This is a genomic window from Prevotellamassilia timonensis (assembly GCF_021531665.1).
In the GTDB taxonomy this organism is placed as follows: Bacteria; Bacteroidota; Bacteroidia; order Bacteroidales; family Bacteroidaceae; genus Alloprevotella.
This window is the reverse complement of record NZ_JADYUH010000011.1, coordinates 26,897-48,961: the sequence shown is the minus strand read 5'-3', so window position 1 is coordinate 48,961 and position 22,065 is coordinate 26,897. Positions and strand designations below refer to the sequence as shown.

Annotated in this window: 10 protein-coding genes; 4 read left to right on the top strand and 6 right to left on the bottom strand. The window is 51.7% G+C overall.

The features are described from left to right. Positions 1–105: 105 nt before the first annotated feature. Both tnpA and I6E40_RS03805 read right to left on the bottom strand, forming a co-directional pair. Complete coding sequence (gene tnpA / locus I6E40_RS03810; RefSeq protein ID WP_235385581.1) at positions 106–558, bottom strand: IS200/IS605 family transposase; 453 nt, start codon at positions 556–558, stop codon at positions 106–108. 668 nt (positions 559–1,226) lie between these two features. After that, positions 1,227–3,923 (bottom strand): YfhO family protein, encoded by a 2,697-nt coding sequence (locus I6E40_RS03805; protein WP_235385580.1) that lies wholly within the window; start codon positions 3,921–3,923, stop codon positions 1,227–1,229. 2,001 nt (positions 3,924–5,924) lie between these two features. Between I6E40_RS03805 and I6E40_RS03800 the strand changes: the two genes are divergently transcribed. The 4 genes from I6E40_RS03800 to I6E40_RS03785 all read left to right on the top strand — a co-directional run bounded on the left by I6E40_RS03800 (position 5,925) and on the right by I6E40_RS03785 (position 12,804). Continuing rightward, positions 5,925–7,097: an FprA family A-type flavoprotein gene (locus I6E40_RS03800; protein ID WP_235385579.1), complete on the top strand. Its 1,173-nt coding sequence runs from the start codon at positions 5,925–5,927 to the stop codon at positions 7,095–7,097. 220 nt (positions 7,098–7,317) lie between these two features. Then, the gene (locus tag I6E40_RS03795; protein ID WP_235385578.1) at positions 7,318–7,866 is read left to right on the top strand and encodes a DUF3575 domain-containing protein; all 549 of its coding nucleotides are present in this window, start codon (positions 7,318–7,320) and stop codon (positions 7,864–7,866) included. Positions 7,867–7,891: 25 nt separating this feature from the next. Then, complete coding sequence (locus tag I6E40_RS03790) at positions 7,892–9,946, top strand: carboxypeptidase-like regulatory domain-containing protein (protein ID WP_235385577.1); 2,055 nt, start codon at positions 7,892–7,894, stop codon at positions 9,944–9,946. Positions 9,947–9,978: 32 nt separating this feature from the next. Beyond that, positions 9,979–12,804 (top strand): hypothetical protein, encoded by a 2,826-nt coding sequence (locus tag I6E40_RS03785; protein ID WP_235385576.1) that lies wholly within the window; start codon positions 9,979–9,981, stop codon positions 12,802–12,804. Between the two features lie 357 nt (positions 12,805–13,161). Here the strand turns inward: I6E40_RS03785 and I6E40_RS03780 are convergent, their stop codons facing one another. From I6E40_RS03780 to I6E40_RS03765, 4 genes are all read right to left on the bottom strand, one after another. Next, positions 13,162–15,102, bottom strand: coding sequence for an AAA family ATPase (locus tag I6E40_RS03780; protein ID WP_235385575.1), 1,941 nt, complete (start codon positions 15,100–15,102; stop codon positions 13,162–13,164). A 166-nt stretch (positions 15,103–15,268) separates the two neighbouring features. Next, on the bottom strand, positions 15,269–16,663 hold the full coding sequence (locus tag I6E40_RS03775; RefSeq protein WP_235385574.1) for a DUF5723 family protein: 1,395 nt from the start codon (positions 16,661–16,663) through the stop codon (positions 15,269–15,271). A 24-nt stretch (positions 16,664–16,687) separates the two neighbouring features. Next, positions 16,688–18,577 (bottom strand): hypothetical protein, encoded by a 1,890-nt coding sequence (locus I6E40_RS03770; protein ID WP_235385573.1) that lies wholly within the window; start codon positions 18,575–18,577, stop codon positions 16,688–16,690. Positions 18,578–19,921: 1,344 nt separating this feature from the next. After that, positions 19,922–20,932, bottom strand: a complete 1,011-nt coding sequence (locus I6E40_RS03765) for a leucine-rich repeat domain-containing protein (protein ID WP_235385572.1) — start codon at positions 20,930–20,932, stop codon at positions 19,922–19,924. Between the last annotated feature and the right edge of the window lie 1,133 nt (positions 20,933–22,065).

Genomic DNA, 22,065 nt, shown 5'->3' with positions numbered 1-22,065 from the left:
TACCCAGCCTGGAAGGCTGTACTGTGAGTAACCGGGGGCAACGCCCCCGGACAGCGTGCCACACCCTCAGTATCAGCCTGGAGGGCTGTACGCCCGCGAAGATGCTTAATCATTAAAGAATAGATCGTTCTCAAGGTCAATCCCCATCTCACGCATCCACTCTTCATACTCTTCACGGAAGGACTTCACTCGGTGATGTTCCTTCTGAGTCTTGATGTACTCTATGACCGAAGGCCGTTCCTTGCCGCTGTACGTAAACGCTGCATAACCGTTCCCCCAACCATCAAACCTCGGGAACCAATCACGATTCTCTTTTATCCACTTTGAAGATTCTTGTTTTACAATTCTTACAAAATCACTTAAAGATATTGAAGGATTAACCTCAACACATAAGTGGATGTGGTCGGGCATGGAGTTGATTCTGTACAGATAACACTGCTTATCTTTACATATCCCGAGTATGTAAAAATACAAATGGCGTTCATACTCCTCAGTTAAGGTTCGCTCAGAGCGCTTGGTACGCCAGACAATATGATAGGTAAGACTTACATGTGACATATATATTATATTATGGCGTATAGACTTCTAAGACTTCGCTGTTTGCATTCTTAAATTCCTTCAGTGTCATGAGTGCTGTGTCGAATGAGTGGTGTCTGGCACTGCAAACGCGACTTTTACATCTTCGCGGGCGTATAGCCCTCCAGGCTATTCCACTCTCGCCACCTGCTATCCCCGGGCGTTGCCCGGGGTTACTCACAGTATAGCCTTCCAGGCTAAGATACCTTTGACGATACATGGTGTCTGCCACAGCAAACGCGGCTTTTACATCTTCGCGGGCGTATAGCCCTCCAGGCTATTTCACTCTCGCCATCTGCTTTCCCCGGGCGTTGCCGGGTGTTACTCACAGTATAGCCTTCCAGGCTAAGATACTTGTGCTGCACAGGTGACAACGCCAGCAAGTGTGACTCCGCTGCACTTCATGTCTTAGGAGGAGGATAAGGCATAGCAAGACTACCCAGCCTGGAAGGCTGTACTGTGAGTAACCGGGGGCAACGCCCCCGGACAGCGTGCCACACCCACAGTATCAGCCTGGAGGGCTGTACGCCCGCGAAGATGGCGGCAGGAGCCGCAGCGCCGAAGGCGCAGTGAAGCAACCTCATAGCAATTGTGGCTTTGCCGCCCATCTTGATGTTCAACCCTCCAGACTATGATTTACGCTCTGGTTGTTATCTGCGTCCCCTCCACTGACAGTAGAGGGCGGCAGCGAGGAGGAGGAGGATGGCGGCGAGAGCGATGAAGGCGATGGCTTCGGTGGTGCGGATGCTGGCGGGACGGAACTCCATGCGCACTTCATGCTTGCCGGCAGGCACCTTCAAGGCACGGAGGACATAGTTCACACGCCCCAGCTCGGCTTCCTTGCCGTCAATCGTCACCGTCCAGCCGGGATAGTATATCTCACTGAAGACAACGACACCGCCTCGTGCGCTTTCTACGCGATAGGCAAGTTCGTTGGTGTCATAGTGCGTCAGTTCCACACGTCCGCTGTCCAGCGCACTGCCCTCCAACTGCGCTTTGAAGCGGCTGTCGGCGACGGCGGCACGCTTGGTGTCGAGGTGGTTGAGCGCAGCCATCTCTTCGTCGGCGTTCTTCACAAAAGAGAGAGAGTCGATGAACCACCCGTTGCCGTTGGCGTAGGTGTTGCAGATGGCGAGTGCTTTACTGCCCGAGCCGAAGATGAAATATTTCGTGTTGAGCATGTTCAGACACGGGGCGATGCTATCTCCCGGGATGAGCGTCATGTCACCTTGATTCTCGTTGATGGCAGTGACGAAGTTCTGGAGTTCCGCGTTGAGTCTTCGGTCGATGAGGTCCTGATAGCGGTGCAGTTTAGCAGCGTGATAGCCACCGATGGAGTGGTGATAGTAGGACGTGGCGTTGGAAGTCTCGTTGAAAGGATTCCCCGCTCCGAGGTTGGCGACGCGGAAGTAGGTCGTGTCCGCCAGAATCTGTTCGTCCGCCGGTGTTTTGGCGAAGGAAGCCTCCATGTCGTAGGCATCGGTGAAGGAGGAGTCGTTGAGATAGCGTTTGTCAATCTGCCAGAGGTTCACGAGGCAGAGCAGGGTGACTGCTACGCCGAGCACCACCGCCCAGCGGGTCTGATGTTCCTTCTGTTGCTTCATCATCGTGGCAACGAAGAAGAGGACGAGGGTCACGAGGGCTATCTGCAAGAAGGAGGAAGCCGCCGAGGCAGAGAGGATGGCATGGTGCATGGTGGTGACGGCGTTCCTATATTCTCCCACGAAGTCGGCGGGGAAGCCTGCCTGCGTCATGGCGGCAAAGGTGCGGGCGTCAGAAGCGGAGAGGCAGTCGCCGGCGGCAGAGGGAGTGAGCCACATCAGCAGACACAGTCCGCCGGTCAGCACAAATGCCACGGGGAGACCGATGCACTTGCGCCAGCCACCGTCCTTCATGCTCCAATCGCCGAACGTGAAGAGGTCGGGGCAACGCACAATGGCAGCGAGGCAGAGAATCGCCAAGGCGGGCATGGTGAACTCGACGATGACAAGGGCAGAGCTGACGGTGCGGAACTTGGAATAGAGCGGCAGGTGGTCGATGAGGAAGTTCGTCACCTCGGGCGTGTTCTTGCCCCATGAGAAGATGAGACCGATGAGGGTGGCGAAGAACAGTGCCCACTTGACGGGACCTTTCACATAGAACAAGCCGAGGAGGAAGAGGAAGCAGACGATGGCGCCGACATAGACGGGACCGACGGTGAAGGGCTGGTCACCCCAATACTGCATGATGCCGGGAGGATAGGCGTCAAACTGTTGTTCCTGGAAAGCTGCCTGCGCCTGACCGGCACAGGAATAGAACGCATCAAAACCCTCCAGTTCTTCCACGCCCTCGTGGTCGAGGATGGAGGCAGAGCCGCCGCCCTTGTAGTCGGGAATGAGGAGCGTCAGGGTTTCATCGACGCCGTAGCTCCAAGCGGTGATGTAGTCGCGGTCAAGTCCGTCGGTGGCTTTTCCAGCCTGCGAGGAGCCGGGCAGAGGAGAGAGTTCTGCCTTGCCGCGCATGGTTTCTTTGGAATAGGTATAGGTGTGGTAGAGGTTGGAGAGGTTACAGCTCAAGCCGAGCAAACCGGCAATGATGACCGCCGCGGTGGACTTCAGCCACTGTTTCAGACGGCGCTCCCGCAGGGCACTGACGAAGAAGCAGATGACGAGGAGTGCCATGACGAAGAGGAAATAGTAGGTCATCTGCAAGTGGTTGCTGACGAGTTGGAAGGCGGTGAAGAGGGCTGTGACCGCCATGCCTTTGAGGAGTTTCCCGCGATAGCAGAGAATCAAACCGGCGATGGTGGGCGGGATGAAAGCGAGCGTCAGCACTTTCCAGAGGTGACCGGCGGCAATGATGATGAGGAAATAGGAGGAGAACGCCCACATCACCGAACCGGCGATGGCAAGCCAGGCACGGATGCGGAGGGTGCGGAGCAGGACATAGAAGCCGAGCAGATAGAGGAAGAGGAAACCGATGGCGGGGAACCACTTCAACGTTCCGAGGGAATAAATCTCGGAGAGGGTGGTGACGGTGTCGGAGGAGGAATAGGAGGGTGCCATCTGGAAGGTGGGCATGCCGCTGAAGATGGCGTTGCTCCAACGGGTGACTTCGCCGTCGTGGCTCTCGCGGAACTGTCGTTGCTCCTGTCCGAGTCCTTGTGCTGCGACGGAGTCGTGACCGCCGAGCACGAGCCCCTGGCTCATGGGCGTCAGGAAGTAGAAGGTACTGAGGAGGAGGAAGATGGCAACGGCAACGAGGTCGGCGAGCCATTGACGTTTGCAGGAGGCTTCGTTCTGCCCTTGGCAGTTGGCTCCTGTCACTTGGTCCGCTTGTGCGGAGGCTTGGGATTTTTGAGGATTCATTCTGAAGATTTTGTGATTTCGGGTGCAAAGTTAGTGAAATTCTCCATCTTCTGATGTTCGCTCTTGTGAGACGAAGAGAGGAAGAGACAAAGAAACGAAGAGACAAAGAGACAAAGAGACAAAGAGACAAAGAGTCAAAGAGACGAAGAGACGGGGAGACGAAGAGACGAAGAGACAGAGAGTCAAAGAGACGGAGAGACGGAGAGACGAAGAGACGGGGAGACGAAGAGGCGGAGAGACAAAGAGACGAAGAGGAGCCTTCCCCAACCCCTCCCTAAAGGGAAGGGCTTTTTTGCGGCGCAGACGCTCCGCACACAGGGGAGCTTTGGGGAGACGAAGAGAGGAAGAGACGAGGGGACGGAGAGGCGGGGACGGTTTGTTTGTTTTATTGCTGTCCGCTAAATGTCTTTTGAAGTTATGTCTAAACGCTGCTATGACACTGCTATGACGCCTCGGTGATGCCGTCACCGACCCGTCACAGCAGCGTTGGAATTTATTAGTTGACCATATACCGGCTGTCCGAAGAATTTACGACTTTCGCTCATGGTTATCTACGTTCATCAGCAAAAGCAACGTAACCATTTAGGGCTGACTCCTGCAACGGGTGCTAGCCCTAATTCTTCACCTTCGTCTTGAAAAGTTCATGAATAGTTTAGCGGGCAGCAATAATATACCATATTACAAGGGTAAGAAAAAACTATGCAAACTATACACAAACCCTACATTTAACCCTACATCCATCTGATTTACCGCACGTTACAATGTGTATAGTTTGAGGCGCAAACCCTACACAAACCATACATTGAACTATACATTGAGACTTTTCAAACCCTACACAAAAACTATACACAAAAGCCTACACCGCAACCCTACATGGCAACGGCACGCAGTTCTACTTAGGAGCGCACCTAGGAAAAACTAGGAGCGCACCTAGGAAAAACTAGGAGCGCACCTAAGAAAAACTAGGAGCGCACCTAGGAAAAACTAGGAGCGCACCTAAGAAAAATTAGGAGCGCACCTAAGAAAAATTAGGAGCGCACCCGGTTAAAATTTGCCTTCTTCAAATTTTTATTTCCCTTCCTCAAATTTTTCTTTCCCTTCCTCAAATTTTTCTTTCCCTTCCCCTAGTTTTTCTTTCCCTTCCTCAAATTTTTCTTTCCCTTCCTCAAATTTTAATTTGCCTTCCCATAGTTTTAACCAGCCTTCCCATAGTTTTAACCAGCCTTCCCATAGTTTTAACCAGCCTTCCCATAGTTTTTCTTTCCCTTCCCCTAATTTTTCTTTGCCTTCCTCTCTCCCACTCTTCCTCTCTTTGTCTCTTAGTCTCTTTGACTCTTTGTCTCTTAGTCTCTTTATCTCTTAGTCTCTTTGACTCTTAGTTCCCATGTAGGGTTTGCACTCCGTTTTGTGTAGGGTTTTGAACGTCTTAGTGTATAGTTAATGTATAGTTTGTGTATAGTTTGAAGCACAAACTATACATTTCGTAATGCGCGGAGAATCAGAGGAATAGAGGGGAGAATGTAGGGTTTGTGTATAGTTTGCAGAGTTTTTTTGTTTCCCCTTTAATTTACGTATAGTGTAGTGCCAAGGCGTGGCAAAAAATCCGGATGCCTTGGGCGGATGACGGTCTAACCCCAACGAGCGCAGAGTCGTGGTATGCACTTTTGCTGCTAACTCGCTGAATTCTTCACACTTTTTTTAGACACAAAGTGCTCTGTTTGAAGAAAAAAGTGTTCCTTTGCAGGTCATTAATATATTAACATGGGCGGTGTGTCATAATAGCCAATCTGCTGCGTTGCTATCGGATTCGGGCTTGGTCATGTACTTCAGTACACTCCCTGCGCCCTCATCCTCAGCGCCTTGCATCTTAGCCATTCTGACGTACCTTCGAGGGGGAAGCCCAAAATGTGCATTTTGACACACCCTCTTTCAATTTTTGTTTTAGCCCGTAGTACGAATGAATGATTCGGTGCGGCAAACTAAAAGACTTATACAAACTATATGAAATTAACAGGTAAGGTTCATTATGTGGGAGTGAACGACAGAACGAAACATCGCTTCGAAGGACTTTGGATTCTTCCTCAAGGCGTGTCTTATAATTCCTACTTAATCCACGACGAAAAAGCCACGGCGCTTGTGGACACCGTCGATATGGCGTTCTTCCCCGAATATTTGGAGAAAATCAAGGCGGTGCTCGGCGAGCGTGCGTTGGACTATGTCATCATCAATCACATGGAACCCGACCATTCGGGCTCGCTGGCACTCATTCGCCAACAGTTCCCCAACGTGAAACTGGTCGGAAACAAAAAGACCCTGGAGATGGTGCAGGGATTCTACGGACTCGACACGGAGAACACGCTCTGCGTGGCGGACGGCGACAGCCTCGACCTCGGACACCACAAACTCCGCTTTCATCTGACTCCGATGCTCCACTGGCCGGAGACAATGATGACCTATTGCGAAACCAGCCACATCCTCTTCTCGGGCGACGCCTTCGGCTGTTTCGGCGCACTCAACGGTCACGTCGTGGACACAGAAATGGACACGACGCCCTACTGGTCAGAGATGGAACGCTACTATGCCGCCATTCTCGGTAAGTTCGGCGCACCCGTGCAGACGGGACTGCGCAAACTGAAGGACTTGGACATCCGCATGATTTGCTCAACCCACGGTCCGGTTTGGGTGAACGAAGTGAATCGCGCCGTTGACACCTACCGCCGCTTCTCTTCCGGAACGACAACGCCGGGGTTGGTGATATGCTACGGCAGTATGTATGGCAACACGCGCCGCATGGCAGAAGCCGTGGCTGAGGGCGCAGCGGAAGCGGGTGTGAGAAACATTGTGGTGCACGACCTGAGTGTGTCGCAACCGTCCTATGTCTTGGCGGACATTTTCCGCTACGGCTCTCTCGCCATCGGTAGTCCGACCTACAACGGGGGACTCTTCCCCGTGGTGGAGGATTTGCTGAAACGTCTCTGCGGACGCAGCGTGAGCAAACACCGCCTCGGCATCTTCGGCGGCTTCACCTGGAGCGGACAAGCGGTGAAAAACATGCTCGCCTACAACGAGAAAATGAAAATGGAACTGGTGGGCGAAGGCTTGGAATGGAAACAAGGCGTCACCGCCGAAACCCTGGAACAAGCACGAGCCTTGGGAAGACTCTTCGGAGAGTAAGCCCGTTTAAGTAATCCTCAAAAAACAACCTGCATCATCTTTGAAAATCTTTTCGGTCCATATTTCCTCCCTCATCAGTCACATAACTACGGCTATGCTCCTTCTTCGGGTGAAAATCTGACCTCGAAAATGTCATTCAAATCTGACGCAACTTATTATTTTCATATTACTAAACCGTGCCGCAAGGTGTGTTGAACATTCTTTTTCCATATACATACACATGAAAAATATTCTTCGCGGGTGTTTGGTTGCAGCGACATTGTGGATGGGAGTTTGTCTCCCCTCTTCAGCCCAGCGCGTATCACTGAAAACGAACGCCCTCTATTGGTTGGCAGGCACCCCCAATCTTGGTGCCGAATTTCGTTTGAGTCGCCACGTCACGCTGGACTTGGAAGGCGCCTTCAACAAATACCACGTTTCGAGTTTCCAAACCCGAATGATTTCCTTTTCTCCCGAAGTGCGCCACTGGTTCAGCCGTCGCCCCGGCACCGGACACTTTGTGGGAGGCACTTCTCTCATTTCAAACTATCGCTTCACGCTCAGCGGCACCACCCACAACGGCGATGCCTTTGGCATGGGACCGGTCTATGGCTACTCCCTCCCTCTGGGACGTCATTGGAACATGGAAGCCTCGGTCGGCGCCGGATTGCTCTATTATCGTGAAAAAAAATACGGAACCTCAGAAATGGTTCCCGAAGACGTGAACCACAAAGGCTTCACCCTCGCCCCGCTGAAAATCGGACTCTCCTTTGTCTATGTGATTAAATAAAGGACTTCAAACTCCCTGCCACACCATGAATCGTTTTCTTCGCATTTTCCTCCTTTTCTTTGCCGTGAGTCTTGCCGCCTCAGCGCAGGAAGTCATCCGCGTCACCGGCGTCGTCAAGTCTAAAGACAGCAAGAAGCCACTCTATCAGGTGGCTATCTACGATTTTTTTACAAAAAAGAAATATGAGACCGACATCGATGGGCGTTTCGCCTTTGACACCAGTCCCAAAGCCACACTCAGCTTCACCTACATCTTCGACCCCGTCACGGTCAAGGTGAAGGGAAGAAACTACATCGAGGTGTATCTCAAAGACGACATCTTCATGACGCAACTCGACACCGCCGGCACAACGGTGCGTGCCCTGAAGACCAACTCTGTCGAAGCCACCACGATGGAAGTTTTCGGCGACACGATGCGCTTCGGTACCAACTTCCACATTCGCAACACGGACTTCGCCAACAACTGCCGCCTTGTGGCACAAGGACGACTCATCAACAAAAACACGGGAGACACCGTCCTCACGCGGCCAATCGTCATCGACGCTCCCACCTATCACCTCACGCAAGAACGTCTCTACGGACTGAACAAGAAGGGCTTGCAAGGAGATCCCCTCGCGCCCTTCACCACCATTCTGAACGACAGCCTCTACCGAGAAAAAACGAAGGACTATGTCATCTCCTACACCGACAAAGTGCCCGTTGAAAACAAGCGAGACCTCTCCTATCTCGAGGTGCGCTTCACCCGAGAAGACTATCTCCACCTCCTCAGCGACACCACCGTCACCATCGCTAAAGGCTTCATCAATCCGATGCGCTGGCTGGACTATGACTTGCACGGATGGGAAATTGCAGACTCAGCCTACTTCCCCAAACAAAACCTCTCACCGCGCCCCACAGGAGGAAGCATCGACCTCCGCTTCCCGGTGAACAAAGCCGTCTTCGACCTTTCCGACCCACACAACGCGGCGGAAATGAAAAAACTCGAAGACCGAATGAAGAACATCCTCGGCACCTCCGGCGCCAGCATCCTCAGCGTCAAACTGACTGCCACCGCCTCGCCTGAAGGAAACTATGCACGCAACGCCGAACTTGCCGATGAACGCTTGGGCTACGCCCTGCAAACCGTGAGCAGCTTCCTTCCCGAACGTCTCCGAGAAGGCGTCGAAATGAAAAAGGCAGCACGCGTGGCAAGCTGGAAAGAAGTAGCCGATTTGCTCCGAAAGGACAGCCTCAACGATGAGGCTGACGCCATTGAAAACATCATCGCCAAAAACGCAGACCCCAACCGACAGGGCGCAGCCATCAGAAAACTGGCGTGCTACACGCTCATCAAAGAAAAATATCTCCCGCAACTGCGCTCCATGGCTTACGAGATGCGCTACATCATTCAGCGCAAACTCCTGCCCGAGGAAATCAAGGAGAACTATGAGAAGGACTATCACCTCCTCGACCGAGCAGAATTCTTCACACTCTACCGCGCCGAGACCGACACGCTCCGCAAAGAGAAACTGCTGCGACAGGCACTGGAAGTCTATCCCTCCTTCTGGGTCGCTGCCAACGACTTGCAGGCTCTCCTCATCGAGAAGGGAAAAGCCGAACCGAAATGGCTGGAACCCTACGCCGGAAAGAAATGGATTCTCACCGAACGCGTGCCGAACGAGGTGAATGAGAACCAAGCCGCAGCGTTGTTGATGGACGAACGCTACGGCGAGGCATGGCAGGTTTCCAACCAAATCGTGCCCACCGAACGCAACCGAATGCTGCGGGCACTCTGCGGCGTCTTCAGCGGCAGACTGGAAGGCAACGCCGATGTCGTTGCCGAATCCTCGCCGCGCAACGCCGTTGTGATGGCTCTGGTGCAGAAGAAAAACGAACAGGCACTCCGCCTCTGCGACAACCTTCCCGCCAACGAAGCCATGACCCACTATCTTCGCACCGTCTGCCACTGCCGCCTCGACCACGCCGTTGAAGCAGAACAGGAGTTCGCACAAGCCATCAAACTGGACCCCGAACTCGCCAAAATTGCTAAGTCGGACGCAGACATCAGCATTGACATCGACAAGATTGCGACTGCAAAATGAAAAAATTGAGAATCATTCGTCCTCACAAGAAAATGAAAACACGTTTCACACATATATTATATATAGGAGCGCTGCTTGCCGCTCCCGCCTTCGCGCAGTCTCCTGCTGACTCGGTGAAAACTGAACAGAAGGTACAAGAGGATGCCTTCCGTCACGTGCTCCAAAAACCGCGCGTCTCCAAACGATTTGAAAACAAAACCTGGATGGACCACGCCTTCCTCGACGGAGGAATCGGACTCCAGTTCATGGGAACACGAGACCACATTCGACCCGGCGTGGGAATGGAAGCATCCTTCGGTGACTGGTGTACGCCGGAACATGGCTGGCGATTTGGCGCACAAACCGGCTACTATCATGTCGTAGGAGGCAAAACAAAATATGCCGGAGTTTCCGTGGACTATCTCATGAACTTCACGGAACTTGCTTCCTATGGTTCTCCCTCCTCCCATCGCTTTGAAGTCATCGGCGTGGCAGGCGTGGAAGCAGACTATTCCCGCCGCTATCTTCACAATGACTTCGGATTTGGCGCTCGACTCGGTCTGCGAGGACAGATGGCTGTGAATGACTATATTTACTTCTGGCTGGAACCGCGTGCCTCTCTCATGCAAGACGACGTGTCACAGATTGAAACCACACACCGCGCCCGCCCCATGGCTTCCGTCTTTGCGGGAATGGGCTATCGCGTTCCGGAACGAGTCAGAAATGCTCCGCGCAATGAAGAGAAGACACGCTCTCGCTGGAACGACAGTCTCTTTATCTCCGTGTCGGGCGGTCCGGCATTCCTGCTCATGCCCGAATCTTCTCAATGGAAAGAACATAAAGGAGGAAGAATCTACGCCGGAGTGGGAAAATGGTTCAACTCCATCAGTGCCGTGCGCCTCTCCGCCGGTGCCACCCTCCTGCGGCAGCCCGAAGGCGAACGCCTGAAGGGCATCACGGCACAGGCTGACTATTTGCTCAACCTTTACAACCTCTTCGGCGGCACGAGACTCGACCGAAAATGGTGGGTGAACGGCGTGGCAGGCGTCGGATTCAACTGGACGGATGCCGAAAGAGGCGTGCTTCGATCCTATGGACTGGGAGCCGGTCTGCAAGGCAACCTCAGAATCTACAAAGGATTCGGACTCACCCTTGAACCGAGAGTGGACATCTACACCAAAGACTTCGCATCCGCTAATTCCACGCTTGAGAAATTGGACGCCATTCCCTCCGTTCTCCTCGGACTCCAATACACCTCCACCGCAAAAGACCGCAAAAAGGCAACCAACGAAGCCAAAACCGCCCGCAGCCAAAAGGTCGAAGAACTCCTCTTCGTCGAAGCGGGCATCGGAGCGAACCTCATGGCTGGACGCAACAACTTCTCCGCACCTTGGGACTATGCCCGACCCTCCGGCTACATCGGCATCGGACACTGGTTCACAGGAGTTCATGGCGTGCGTCTCAACGGTCAGTTCGCACAGACGCTCACCTCCACCGACGTGCGCAAAAAACACGTCGCCATCGGAGTGGACTACTTGCTCGGACTGAGCAACCTGTTCTACGGCGTGAACCCCGAGCGCAAATTGGAACTGCAGGCAGCAGCCGGCATGAACCTTGGCAACATGGAAAACGATCACCGTCTGTCCTATGGACTTGAAGGCTCCTTCCGCGGCTTGTGGCACCTGAACCCCCTGCTCAGTCTCTTCGTCGAAGCGAAAATGCAGGGCTACAACAACAACTTCCTCTCCGAAGAATTGACGAACCGAAAGCTTGACCTCATCTTCACAGGACTGGCAGGCGTGCAACTCAGCATGAACAAAGGCGGAAGAGGAGAACGAACCCTCAGCGATGAAACGCCCGAGGACTATGTCTCCATCGCCGGCGGCGCCGCCGTACCTGCCAACCACTACACCAATGGCAACTACTACTATCCCGTGGGACGCGTCAGCTACGTGCATCCCTTCAATGCCGTCTCCGCGCTTCGTCTGAACCTTCAAGGACAGGTTGGAAAATATGAAGGCGTTCGTCACTGCGAAGGACTCCTCGGAGCAGACTGGCTTGGCGATTTCAGTGCCTACACCTACGGTCCCAACTCCTCTCGCCCCGTTTCCCTCCTGGCTTTGGCTGGTTTCAATGCCGGACAGCAATACTTTGGGGGCAGCACCTATTTTTATGCCGACCTGCACGTCGGCGGACAGTTCTCCGTTCGCGCCGGCGAAAAGGTGCGCCTCTACGTAGAGCCTCAGTGGGGTCTTCGCCTCTTCGGACATTCAAGCGTGGAACGCTGGGGACGCTGGTCTCCGATGGCGCTCCTCGGTGTGGACTATCACTTCCGCCATTCGGCGAAGAAAGCGTCTTCGCGTCCCGAATCAGAGAAGAAGCAATGGGCTTCCGTCGGAGTGGGCACAGGCGTCTATTCCGTGAACTTCGGTCAAGTCTCCGGTATTCGTAAACTCACCTTGGTCGGCGAGGCAGCCTACGGTCGCTGGCTTCATTCCATCCACGGCGCTCAGATTTCAGTTTCCAACACAGTGGCGAAGCGAGAAATGAGCGGAAAAGAGAATCTCACCGCCATCAAGTTGAACTATGTGCTGAACATCTCGGACCTCTTCTCCGACACTTCTTCCGAGGACAAACTTTTCCGCGTTCGCGGTTTGGCTGGTGCTTCGATGAACGTGGCTGCCGGCGACGGTAAGAGCACGAAGTGGGCACCGGGCGCACAGATTGCACTGCAGGGCGGCTTCCGTCTCTCCCCCGCTTTTGAAATCTACGTGCAACCCGAAGCGGCAATGTATGCCAAGAGCATTGAGCGCCCTGCCACCTCTCACCCCTTCGAAGGTGAACTTCGTCTGACCATCGGAACCAGATTCTCCTTCTGACACCACACGACACAGGCTCGCCACCGTTTGAAAGGAACGAAGCAGCCACCCACAAAGCGCCTGCGGTGCGACTCAAACGAGGCTCAACCTCCTTGAATCGCACCGCAGGTGCTTTGTATCTTTCTGATTCTATTTTATTGCTGTCCGGTAAATCGTTTGCCAGTCCACGGGCTGCCATCCCGCCGGGCGGAAACTTAGTAATATGAAAATAATAAGTTGCGTCAGATTTGAATGACATTTTCGAGGTCAGATTTTCACCCGAAGAAGGAGCATAGCCGTAGTTATGTGACTGATGAGGGAGAAAATATGGACCGAAAAGATTTTCAAAGATGATGCAGGTTATTTTTTGAGGATTACTTAGCCCAAATCCTCTGTTTTCAGCGTGAGGAGGTCATCGCGCGTCAAATCCGAGATGACGGCGAGACGCATCGCCTGATTCTCTAACGTTTTTTCAAACAGGTTGCGCACGGTGCGGGCATTGCCAAAATTGCGGTCTTTCTCCGCCACTGCTTTCTCCAAACGCTGACGAAGTGCCACATCTGCTGCGGCGTCCAAAACGTAGTCGTTGCGCTTCACATACATCTTGAAAATGGAGAACAACTCATCGGCACTGTAGTCCTCAAAATGAATGTAACGGTTGAAACGAGACTGAAGACCGGGGTTGGAGTCAATGAACCCCTGCATTTCATCCTCATAACCCGCCAAAATGACAACCAGGCGGTCGCGGTTGTCTTCCATGCGTTTCAACAGCGTGGCTATCGCCTCAGAACCGAAGTCGTTGGCACCTCCGACGAGACTGTAAGCCTCATCAATGAACAAGACGCCATCCAAGGCTGAGTCAATCACCTTGTTCGTTTTGACGGCTGTCTGCCCGACATATTCTGCCACAAGCCCCGAGCGGTCTGTTTCAACAAGATGTCCTTTCTTCAAAATGCCAAGTTCTTTGTAGATTCCCGCCACGATGCGTGCCACGGTGGTCTTGCCCGTACCGGGATTACCGGTGAAGACGCAGTGATAGGAAATACCGGCGGTCTTGAGACCTGCTTCATCACGCTGTTTCTGAATGCGGATGAAATTGGTCAGACGTTTCACCTCTTCCTTGACACCCTGAAGTCCGATGAGCGAATTGAGTTGTTCCGCCGGGGAAGGTCCTTCCTTCATCTGTTCAGCGGTGGTGACGGTGGTACCGTTTCCGGAAGAGAGTTCCTTTGCCTTCATGATGCGGGCAAGCCATTGCTTCTCCGTGTCACTGAGTGTGTGGTCGAGTTTGGCAATGGTGGAAGTGAAACGATAGAGGAGGGAAAGATAGCGGGTGCGAAGGTCTTCTTCGCAGTAGGTCAGAACGCGAGCGAGATAGAACTCATCCTCTTTCGCCGCATCGGCGTCAACCATCTGTTTGAGGGTTTCGTCCAGTTCCGACGAAGAAATAGAATCCATAAACTCCCGGTTGCACTCGGCATAGTTCCAATCCTGAGAGGGGGAGACGTAGAGAAGGAGGAAAACACGCCAGCACTCCATGTTGAGACCGGACTCGCTGAAGTCACCGCCAAGATTCCGGATGCACTTATAGACATCTGCCATGAAAGTGAGGCGGAACCTGACGTCGTTCTCCATGATGCTCGGTGAGCCGTCCAACTCGCGGAAATTCATCACCTTTTCCATCATCTCTTTTACGTCGTCGCGCCCTTCAATGGAACGGATGAACGACACCAAATCTTCAACAGCATCGTGGACACGCTCAAAATCCTCTTCTTTGAGAAAACGAAAAGCGGATTCCTCCTCGGCTGCCTCTGTCAATTCTTCCACGTGCTTGGACAAAGTTTCCAGTTCTTCGTCGGTCATGTCCTCGGGCAGACCGGCTTCGCTCAATATTCTTTTGCGCTCGTTCCGACGAATGATGTCTCCCACTTGGTCCGCCAACTTCTTTCGCTCTTCCTCTTTCTGCTTCTCTGCATTCTGAATAGCGTCGGAACCCATCAAGGCTGCGATTTCATACATGATGACCCAAGACCCCAAACCCATGAAAACAACCACAAAAATCGGGCTCTCTCCTTTGAACAAAAAAGCCAAACCAATGAGTAAAAAACCGACGAAACCCAACGTGAAGGAGCAGCCCGGCTTCTTCCCATCCGATTTTTGAAAATCCACCAAAGACAAGCCGGAAATGAAGAAAAACAGGTACATCAAAAACACGTAGAAGAAACTTGACGAAAGGGTCAAATAGGTCATCCACATGCCGAGCGAAAAAAAGAGAAAAGAAACTATCGCCTCTGCAAGGCTGTTTTTCTGTGAAGACATGGTGCGTAGGGTTAAGGTGGGGAACTTTTAAGGGGTGTTCTATAAATTAGGTTGAGTTGATTTTTGAACGCTCCTTATCCCGTAATTTATAGAACACCCCCGCAAAAATAAGGAAATAAAAAAGGTGCAGCAAACGCTACACCTTAATTATTTATGGGATGTTCTCTCAAAGCGGGAAGCTCATGCCGAGTGACACGCTGCTATTCATGTTGTGGAGAGGAATGAACTGCTTGGAAACCTTGCCGAGGAAACGGTCAGCACCGATGAAGAAATTGAAGTGCTTGGCGTGGAGGTCAATCACCATACCCGCAGTGCAGCCGGAGGAGCTGACCGCACCGTTGAGAGCAAACTCAAACCACTTCACGGGGCGGATGTTGGCGCTCAGCATTCCCTGATGATAGGAGTATTTTCCGGCGAAACGGGAAGTGTAGAGGAAGCCGAAGCGGAGCGGACGATAGACGGGAAGCGTGTATTCTGCACCGATGTTGAGGGTGGCAGCGAGAGCGCGGGTTTCGTTCTTCTTGCCCTGGTCGTAGAGCGGGAGCATTTCTTCGAGGTCATCGCCGATTTGCTCGAACTGGTCGCCAATCTTGTTGGAACCGGTGTTGGTGCCACCGGCATAGACATCCTCTGCAAAGCCGTTGAAGGTCCAGCTGGTGCGGTTGGGAGCTGCCTGCAAAGCGTCTTTCCACTTGATGAAACCGAGGTCGGTGATGGCTGCGCTGACGGTGAGGTCGTCCAACACTTTGTAGGTTGCACCGAGGTCGAAAGCGAGACCGAAGCCGGGGAGACCGAAGGTGACGTCGTCAATGCCGTCAATCTTTCCGCTGGGATTGTTGTTTTCATGGGTGAACTCGGACTTGAGGATGGCAGCGGAGAGTTTCGGCTGACCACTGATTGCCCACTGGTCGCCCTGCATCTGCACGTGCAGATTGTCGGCGCTGAAGTCGGCGTAGGCGATGCCCAAGAGGAATTTCATCTTACCGCCGACGGTGATTTTGTCGTTAATCTTGTGGGAGTGACCGAGTCCGATTTCCAAGAAGTTCTCCGTGCGGATGCCGAGGTCAGAAATCTCGTAGGACTCATTCTTTCCGGCTTCCTTCATGAAGGCGAAGAGTTGCTTCGGGAGATTGACGTTGGTGTTGGAGCGGAGGTTGAGTTCCACGATGTTCGTACCTTTGAAAGCCTTGAACGCCACGGCAACGAGTCCGTATTTCAAATTCAAAGACATTCGGTTGTTGTCCTTGAGGTCGCCAAGGAAGTCACCGGCATCGACGGAGGGGTGCATGAAAGTGGTGAGGTTGCGATTGTCCACACCGTAGCCCTGCCAGCCGGGTTGCATCTTATAGACGAAGTTGGCGAGACCGAAATTACCGGTAGAGCCGATGTTGAGGTTGCCCATGAAGAGCGGCATGGAAACATAGCTGCTGTCAAGCAACGCGGGGTTCATTTCATGCCGATTGTTTGAGGTCTGCATGAAATAGGTGGAGCGCAGTTCTTGTGCTGCCACGGGAAGTGCGAGGGCTGCTGCCAGAATGCAGGCTGATATCTTGTTTTTCATAACTTAATAGGCGTGAAAAGAGAATTAGTTGTCATTGAAATCTGCCACAATCTGTCCGACAAGTTTGAGCTTGACGTTCTTGAGCTGCACATATTGCGTGGAGACGAGTTTGTGGGTGGCGTTGGAAGTGGCTTCACTGGCTGCGTTAATCTTGAATTCGAGTTTGTCGAGTTTTTTGAGCAGGTTGGGGTCAGTGAGGGTGGCTTTAATGGTGAGAGCGGTGGTGACGGCTGTCGCGTCAGTGCCTCCGCCGGCTTTCACATCCACTTCGTCAAACTGAATGCCGGGGATGAGGTTGTCGTACATGTCGTATGCCGAGATGGTGGCTTTGAGGTCAAGCGGAATGGTGTTCTCTGCTTCAGCACTGATTTGAATGCCATCGGCAGCATAGTCCTTGAGGTCTTCGTTCATGCCATCGGTTTCATCGGTATAGACGATGGTGACGCCGTTCTTGAATTCGAAGGGAACATAGATGGTGTAATCCACAACTTGACTGTACTTCTGTCCGAGGGCTACTTCGTTTTCTCCTACCACGCGGATGTGTTTGTCATTGCCGTTGGCTCCGAGATCCACTTCAATGCGGTCGGGAAGAACGCTGATGAGCGAGGAGATGTTATCCACCTTTTGGGTCTGTACCTTTTTGCTGGGAGCGTCAGCCTCTAAACCGTTGGGGTCGTAGGGTGCGACATCCTGATAGAAGTAGATGACGTTGGAAGTGTTCTTGTAGAGACGGGTGTATTTCGGGAATTCCACGGGACTCACCTGGTCTTGACCATCCTTGATGGAGTGTAGCGTGGCATAGAAGTCCACGTCAGCAGGAATCTGCACGTTGTTCTTGGGATATACGTTGAACTTGAGCGTCGGGTTGGAGACGTTCACGCGCACTTCCGGGTCTTTGAGGAAGTCGGGCAGTTCGGAAGCGATGTCAATGGATTCCACATCGGGGTTGATGAGGGGATCGAAAACGCCCTTCGCACTGGTCACAACAATGTTGGTCTTGTTGTTCGCGCCGGGAGTGCCGACCTTGATGTGAAGACGAACGTCCATGTAGTCGTTGCTGGTCATGGTGAAGCTTCCGGTGTTCACGAAGTCTGCACCACCCTTCATTTTGATGTGGAGGACTTCGGGAGAGATGGAGAGTTTTCCATTCTCAATTGTGCTGCAATCCTTGAGCTGAGTTTGGTCAATCATGAAACTGACAATCTCCTTCATGTTGGCACCATTGAAAGCAACGGAATGAGCCACGAGTTTGTGGCCTTCCACAAGTGTCCAACCTTCAGAGACAGAACCATCCACCACATGAAGGATGGACGGCAGGGTGATTTCCACATCCTTCAGTTCTTTCAAATCAAACTTCAGAGCAGCGTTGCTCTTGAACCATTCAAGACTGAGGCTGACCTTAAGCGGAGTGAAGGACACAGAGTGAATGGCTTTGATGTCAGAAGAGATGTCAGTGACGCTGAAATCCATGCTCTCGGTACCTTCTGCTTCACCCGAGAAGACTTGGGGAATGGCGGGCAACGTGATGGAAGAAATGCCTGCCGCACCGAGGATTTCGCACACTTTGTTGAACGGAAGAGCAGGTTTACCTGGGTTGGTGCGCAAGGTGGGATTGTCCACCTTGGTGGTGACTTTGTCAATGGTGAAATCGAAGTTGGTCGTGCCGTCTTCAACGAGGTAGTACTGGTTCGCGGCGTCCAGTTTGACAGATTCATCCACGCTGAGAATGTCGTTGAGATAAATCTTTTCAACGTTTCCCATGGGGACAGACAGTCCGTTGGAACCCAGCCCCATGGTGAGGTCAAGGTCTTCGGAGAGGTCATAGGAATTGTCCACGCACGCTGTCGTCAAGAATGCCGAACCGGCGCAGAGGGCTCCTACGAAGAGAAATTGTTTGATTTGGATAGGTGCCATATCTATCTGTTTTAATGGTAAAAAAATGATTTTCTGAAATGATTGTTCTCTCAAAAAAGGTGTTTCGGATACAATTTAAGTCACAAGCGGTAAAAATCTATGTCACAACCGAGTAAAACTCTAAAAACATAATAACGATTGTACGAATGCAAATGTAAAGAGTTTTTTTTAGAAAAAAACAAATTACGTCTTTTTTCTACCCTTGAAAAAATATTTAGAGGTTTTGTGAAAAAAGTGTGGATGTTTTTTAAAGAATTGTGTTGAACAAGAGTCAAAGAGGCTAAGGGACAAAGAGAGGAAAAGAGGAAAAGAGGAAGAGACGAAGGGACGAAGGGCGAAAACCGTTCCTCTGTGCCACAGCGGGGCGTGACCTGTGCTCCCTTACTGCGCATCCATGCTGCGTCAAGATAGAGTGCGCCTTCGGCGCGGCGGCTCCCGCCGCCATCTTCGCGGGCGTATAGCCCTCCAGGCTAAACTTTTCTTGCGTCCAGCTATCCTCGGGCGTTGCCCGAGGTTACTCACAGTATAGCCTTCCAGGCTAAAATACTGCTGCTGCACAGGTGATAAAGCCAGCAAGTGCGGTTACGCTGCGCTTCATGTCTTAGGGGAAGATAAGGCAAGCAAGACTATCCAGTCTGGAAAACTGTACGCCCGCGAAGATGGCGGCGGTAGCCGCACTACTTTTGCCGCGAACGGGCTGAAAGCCCAAAGAGCGGACAGTCTGTTGGCCAGCAAGACTATCCAGCCTGAAAGGCTGTACTGTGAGTAACCGGGGGCAACGCCCCCGGACAGCAGGGAACTCCTTCAGTATCAGCCTGGAAGGCTGTACGCCCGCGAAGATGGCGGCGAGAGCCGCAGCACCGAAAGCGCAATTTACGTTGATGATGCTGCAGACGGCATGCACTTCTTTCAAGAAAAGGTTTATTGCTGTTTATCTCAAGGGGATTTCTTGGTTTTGTCTTTTCCTCTCTTTGTCTTTTTATCCCTTTGTCTCTTTGTCTCTTTGTCTTTTAGTCTCTTTGTCTTTTAGTCTCTTTGTCTTTCACCCATTCGCGAGATTCGTGTTTCAAAACAGCACACTAAGGAACACCGCTTCGTGAGAGGTCGGTAAAGGTGAACGTAGGAGGCAAAGCGAAAGTTGGTGGCAAAGAGAAAGTAGGTGGCAAATGCCTTTTGGGTTGGCATTTACCTCCTACTGTTCATTTTCCATGTGCATCTCCGAAAGTCTCCTTACTCAAACGGATGAACCATTGAATGTTGGAGAGTATCTCTGAGCACTATAATTGCGTCGGCTGTGTGACGGACTGTTCTTTCGCAGTCACTTCACCGGCACTTTTCGCGCAGTCACTTCAGCAGCACCTTGCGTGTAGTGCCATCGGAGTAGCGCACGATGACCGCGCCGCGTTGTTTGCCGTTGATTAGTTTGCCATTCAGGTCGTAGTAGCCGACAATGGTGGGGGCAGTCTTGTCTGTCTCCACTTCATCTATGCCGGTGGGCATAACCACAATCTCATATGCGTTCCAAGGCGCTTGAGTTTGATAGGCAGTCTTGGCATCCTCGTCCACCACATAGACTGTTTCTAACGGAGTGCCATAAAACATCCTATATCCTGTGCTGGGAGGTGTGGAGGGGAGCATATAGATGGATGTCAAACTGTTGCACCACGAGAAGCAGTCTTTTCCCAAACTCGTGACGGAGTTGGGAATGGTGATGGAGGTCAAACTGGGGCAATCAGAGAAGCACAATTCCCCCAAACTCGTGACGGAGTTGGGAATGGTGATGGAGATCAAACTGCTGCAATTCCAGAAGCAGCATTCTCCCAAACTCGTGACGGAGTTGGGAATGGTGATGGAGGTCAAACTGTTGCAATAAGAGAAGCAGTAATCTCCCAAACTCGTGACGGAGTTGGGAATGGTGATGGAGGTCAAACCGTAGCAATTAGAGAAGCAGCCCCATCCCAAATTTGTGACGGAGTTGGGAATGGTGATGGAGGTCAAACTGCTGCAACTACGGAAACAGCTTCCTCCCAAACTCGTGACGGAATTGGGAATGGTGATGGAGGTCAAAAAGCTGCAACCCTCGAAGCAGTTCCATCCCAAACTCGTGACAGAGTTGGGAATGGTGATGGAGGTCAAACTGATGCAACCATAGAAGCAGTATTCTCCCAAACTCGTGACGGAGTTGGGAATGGTGATGGAGGTCAAAATGCTGCAATCATAGAAGCAGTAATCTCCCAAACTCGTGACGGAAAATGTGATACCATTATAAGTCACTGTTTCAGGAATCACTACGTCACCGTAGTATTCATCATTATACGAGTCATAATTGTCTCCCTTAAAAGTGACTGTAGCCATCTTGTTGGCTGCATCCAAATTGTAGAAAATTCCATCTACCTCTGCGTCATGAGCTCGGGCAGAAAGGGAAAAACATAAAAGGGTAAGGAGTAAAAAGTAATTTCTCATGAGAATAAAAAATAGGCGCGCAACCATTCAATTGCTTGTCTATTTTCAGGCTACCGCCAAGTGGCCCATTCGCATAACAAGCGCAGAATGGCTCACGCCTTAGGGCATGAACCTTCTTACTGCTTGTTCTCATGCGAATCTATTTTGGCGGTATTCGAAAATAGAGAACAAGAGCAAAAGCTCTATAAGATGTATTTCCTAAATCAAGTCAATAGGAACGGGCGCGCACCGTGTTAAACAATAGGGAGGCTTGAAGCCTCTGTCTAAAAATCGTTTGCCTTGCCGTCGCGCGATGGGCAGACGATGCGAAGGCTTGTGCGTGCGTTGTAAAGTGTCTGTTTCGTAGAGGCGATGCTGCTTGCTTTAGGGGTGCAACAGCATGGCGAAGAAATATTTTTTTATGGTAAGACATTGCATTCTCTTAGGTGGCAACCGGAAACGAACGAATGCGTGTCCGTCACCGATTCCGTCAAAATGCGATTACGCATTCTAACCAATTGCAAAAATAGAGAAAAACATCATACAAACAAACTTTGTCTCTTTGTCTTTCATCCATTCGCGCTATTCGTGTTCCAAAATAAACGCCGATTTGATGAGCCCATTCATGAGCATTCATGGAGAGAAAGGTGGAGAAGTTTCGCCGAAAAAACCAACAATTTTGAGCGTTTTTTTCGCGATTCTACATTAACATCTTTAACTTTCGAGAACACTTTCCGCCTCCCAATTTTGCCTACTCGGCGCGCAGTTTTTCCTGGATGCGCACCTAGTTTTTCCTGGATGCGCATCTAGTTTTTCTTAGATGCGCATCTAGTTTTTCTTAGATGCGCATCTAGAACCCCCGTTTTTAAAGGGAAAGTGACGAAAAAAGGGGGGAGCCGAGGCTCCTCCCATATCTCTGTACAAATATAATACATTTCGTCGCCAAAAGCAAGAAGTGTTAAAACCGAAAAACCGCCTTGGGTGTGGAAAAATTTGGATGAAAATAAAGCACATTTAATCAGTTGTCAACCTAAAAGTGAACATAT

Bases quoted from the DNA above. Each gene is read 5' to 3' on its own strand.
- tnpA (WP_235385581.1), bottom strand. From the start codon at position 558: ATGTCACATGTAAGTCTTACCTATCATATTGTCTGGCGTACCAAGCGC.
- I6E40_RS03805 (WP_235385580.1), bottom strand. From the start codon at position 3,923: ATGAATCCTCAAAAATCCCAAGCCTCCGCACAAGCGGACCAAGTGACA.
- I6E40_RS03800 (WP_235385579.1), top strand. From the start codon at position 5,925: ATGAAATTAACAGGTAAGGTTCATTATGTGGGAGTGAACGACAGAACG.
- I6E40_RS03795 (WP_235385578.1), top strand. From the start codon at position 7,318: ATGAAAAATATTCTTCGCGGGTGTTTGGTTGCAGCGACATTGTGGATG.
- I6E40_RS03790 (WP_235385577.1), top strand. From the start codon at position 7,892: ATGAATCGTTTTCTTCGCATTTTCCTCCTTTTCTTTGCCGTGAGTCTT.
- I6E40_RS03785 (WP_235385576.1), top strand. From the start codon at position 9,979: ATGAAAACACGTTTCACACATATATTATATATAGGAGCGCTGCTTGCC.
- I6E40_RS03780 (WP_235385575.1), bottom strand. From the start codon at position 15,102: ATGTCTTCACAGAAAAACAGCCTTGCAGAGGCGATAGTTTCTTTTCTC.
- I6E40_RS03775 (WP_235385574.1), bottom strand. From the start codon at position 16,663: ATGAAAAACAAGATATCAGCCTGCATTCTGGCAGCAGCCCTCGCACTT.
- I6E40_RS03770 (WP_235385573.1), bottom strand. From the start codon at position 18,577: ATGGCACCTATCCAAATCAAACAATTTCTCTTCGTAGGAGCCCTCTGC.
- I6E40_RS03765 (WP_235385572.1), bottom strand. From the start codon at position 20,932: ATGGCTACAGTCACTTTTAAGGGAGACAATTATGACTCGTATAATGAT.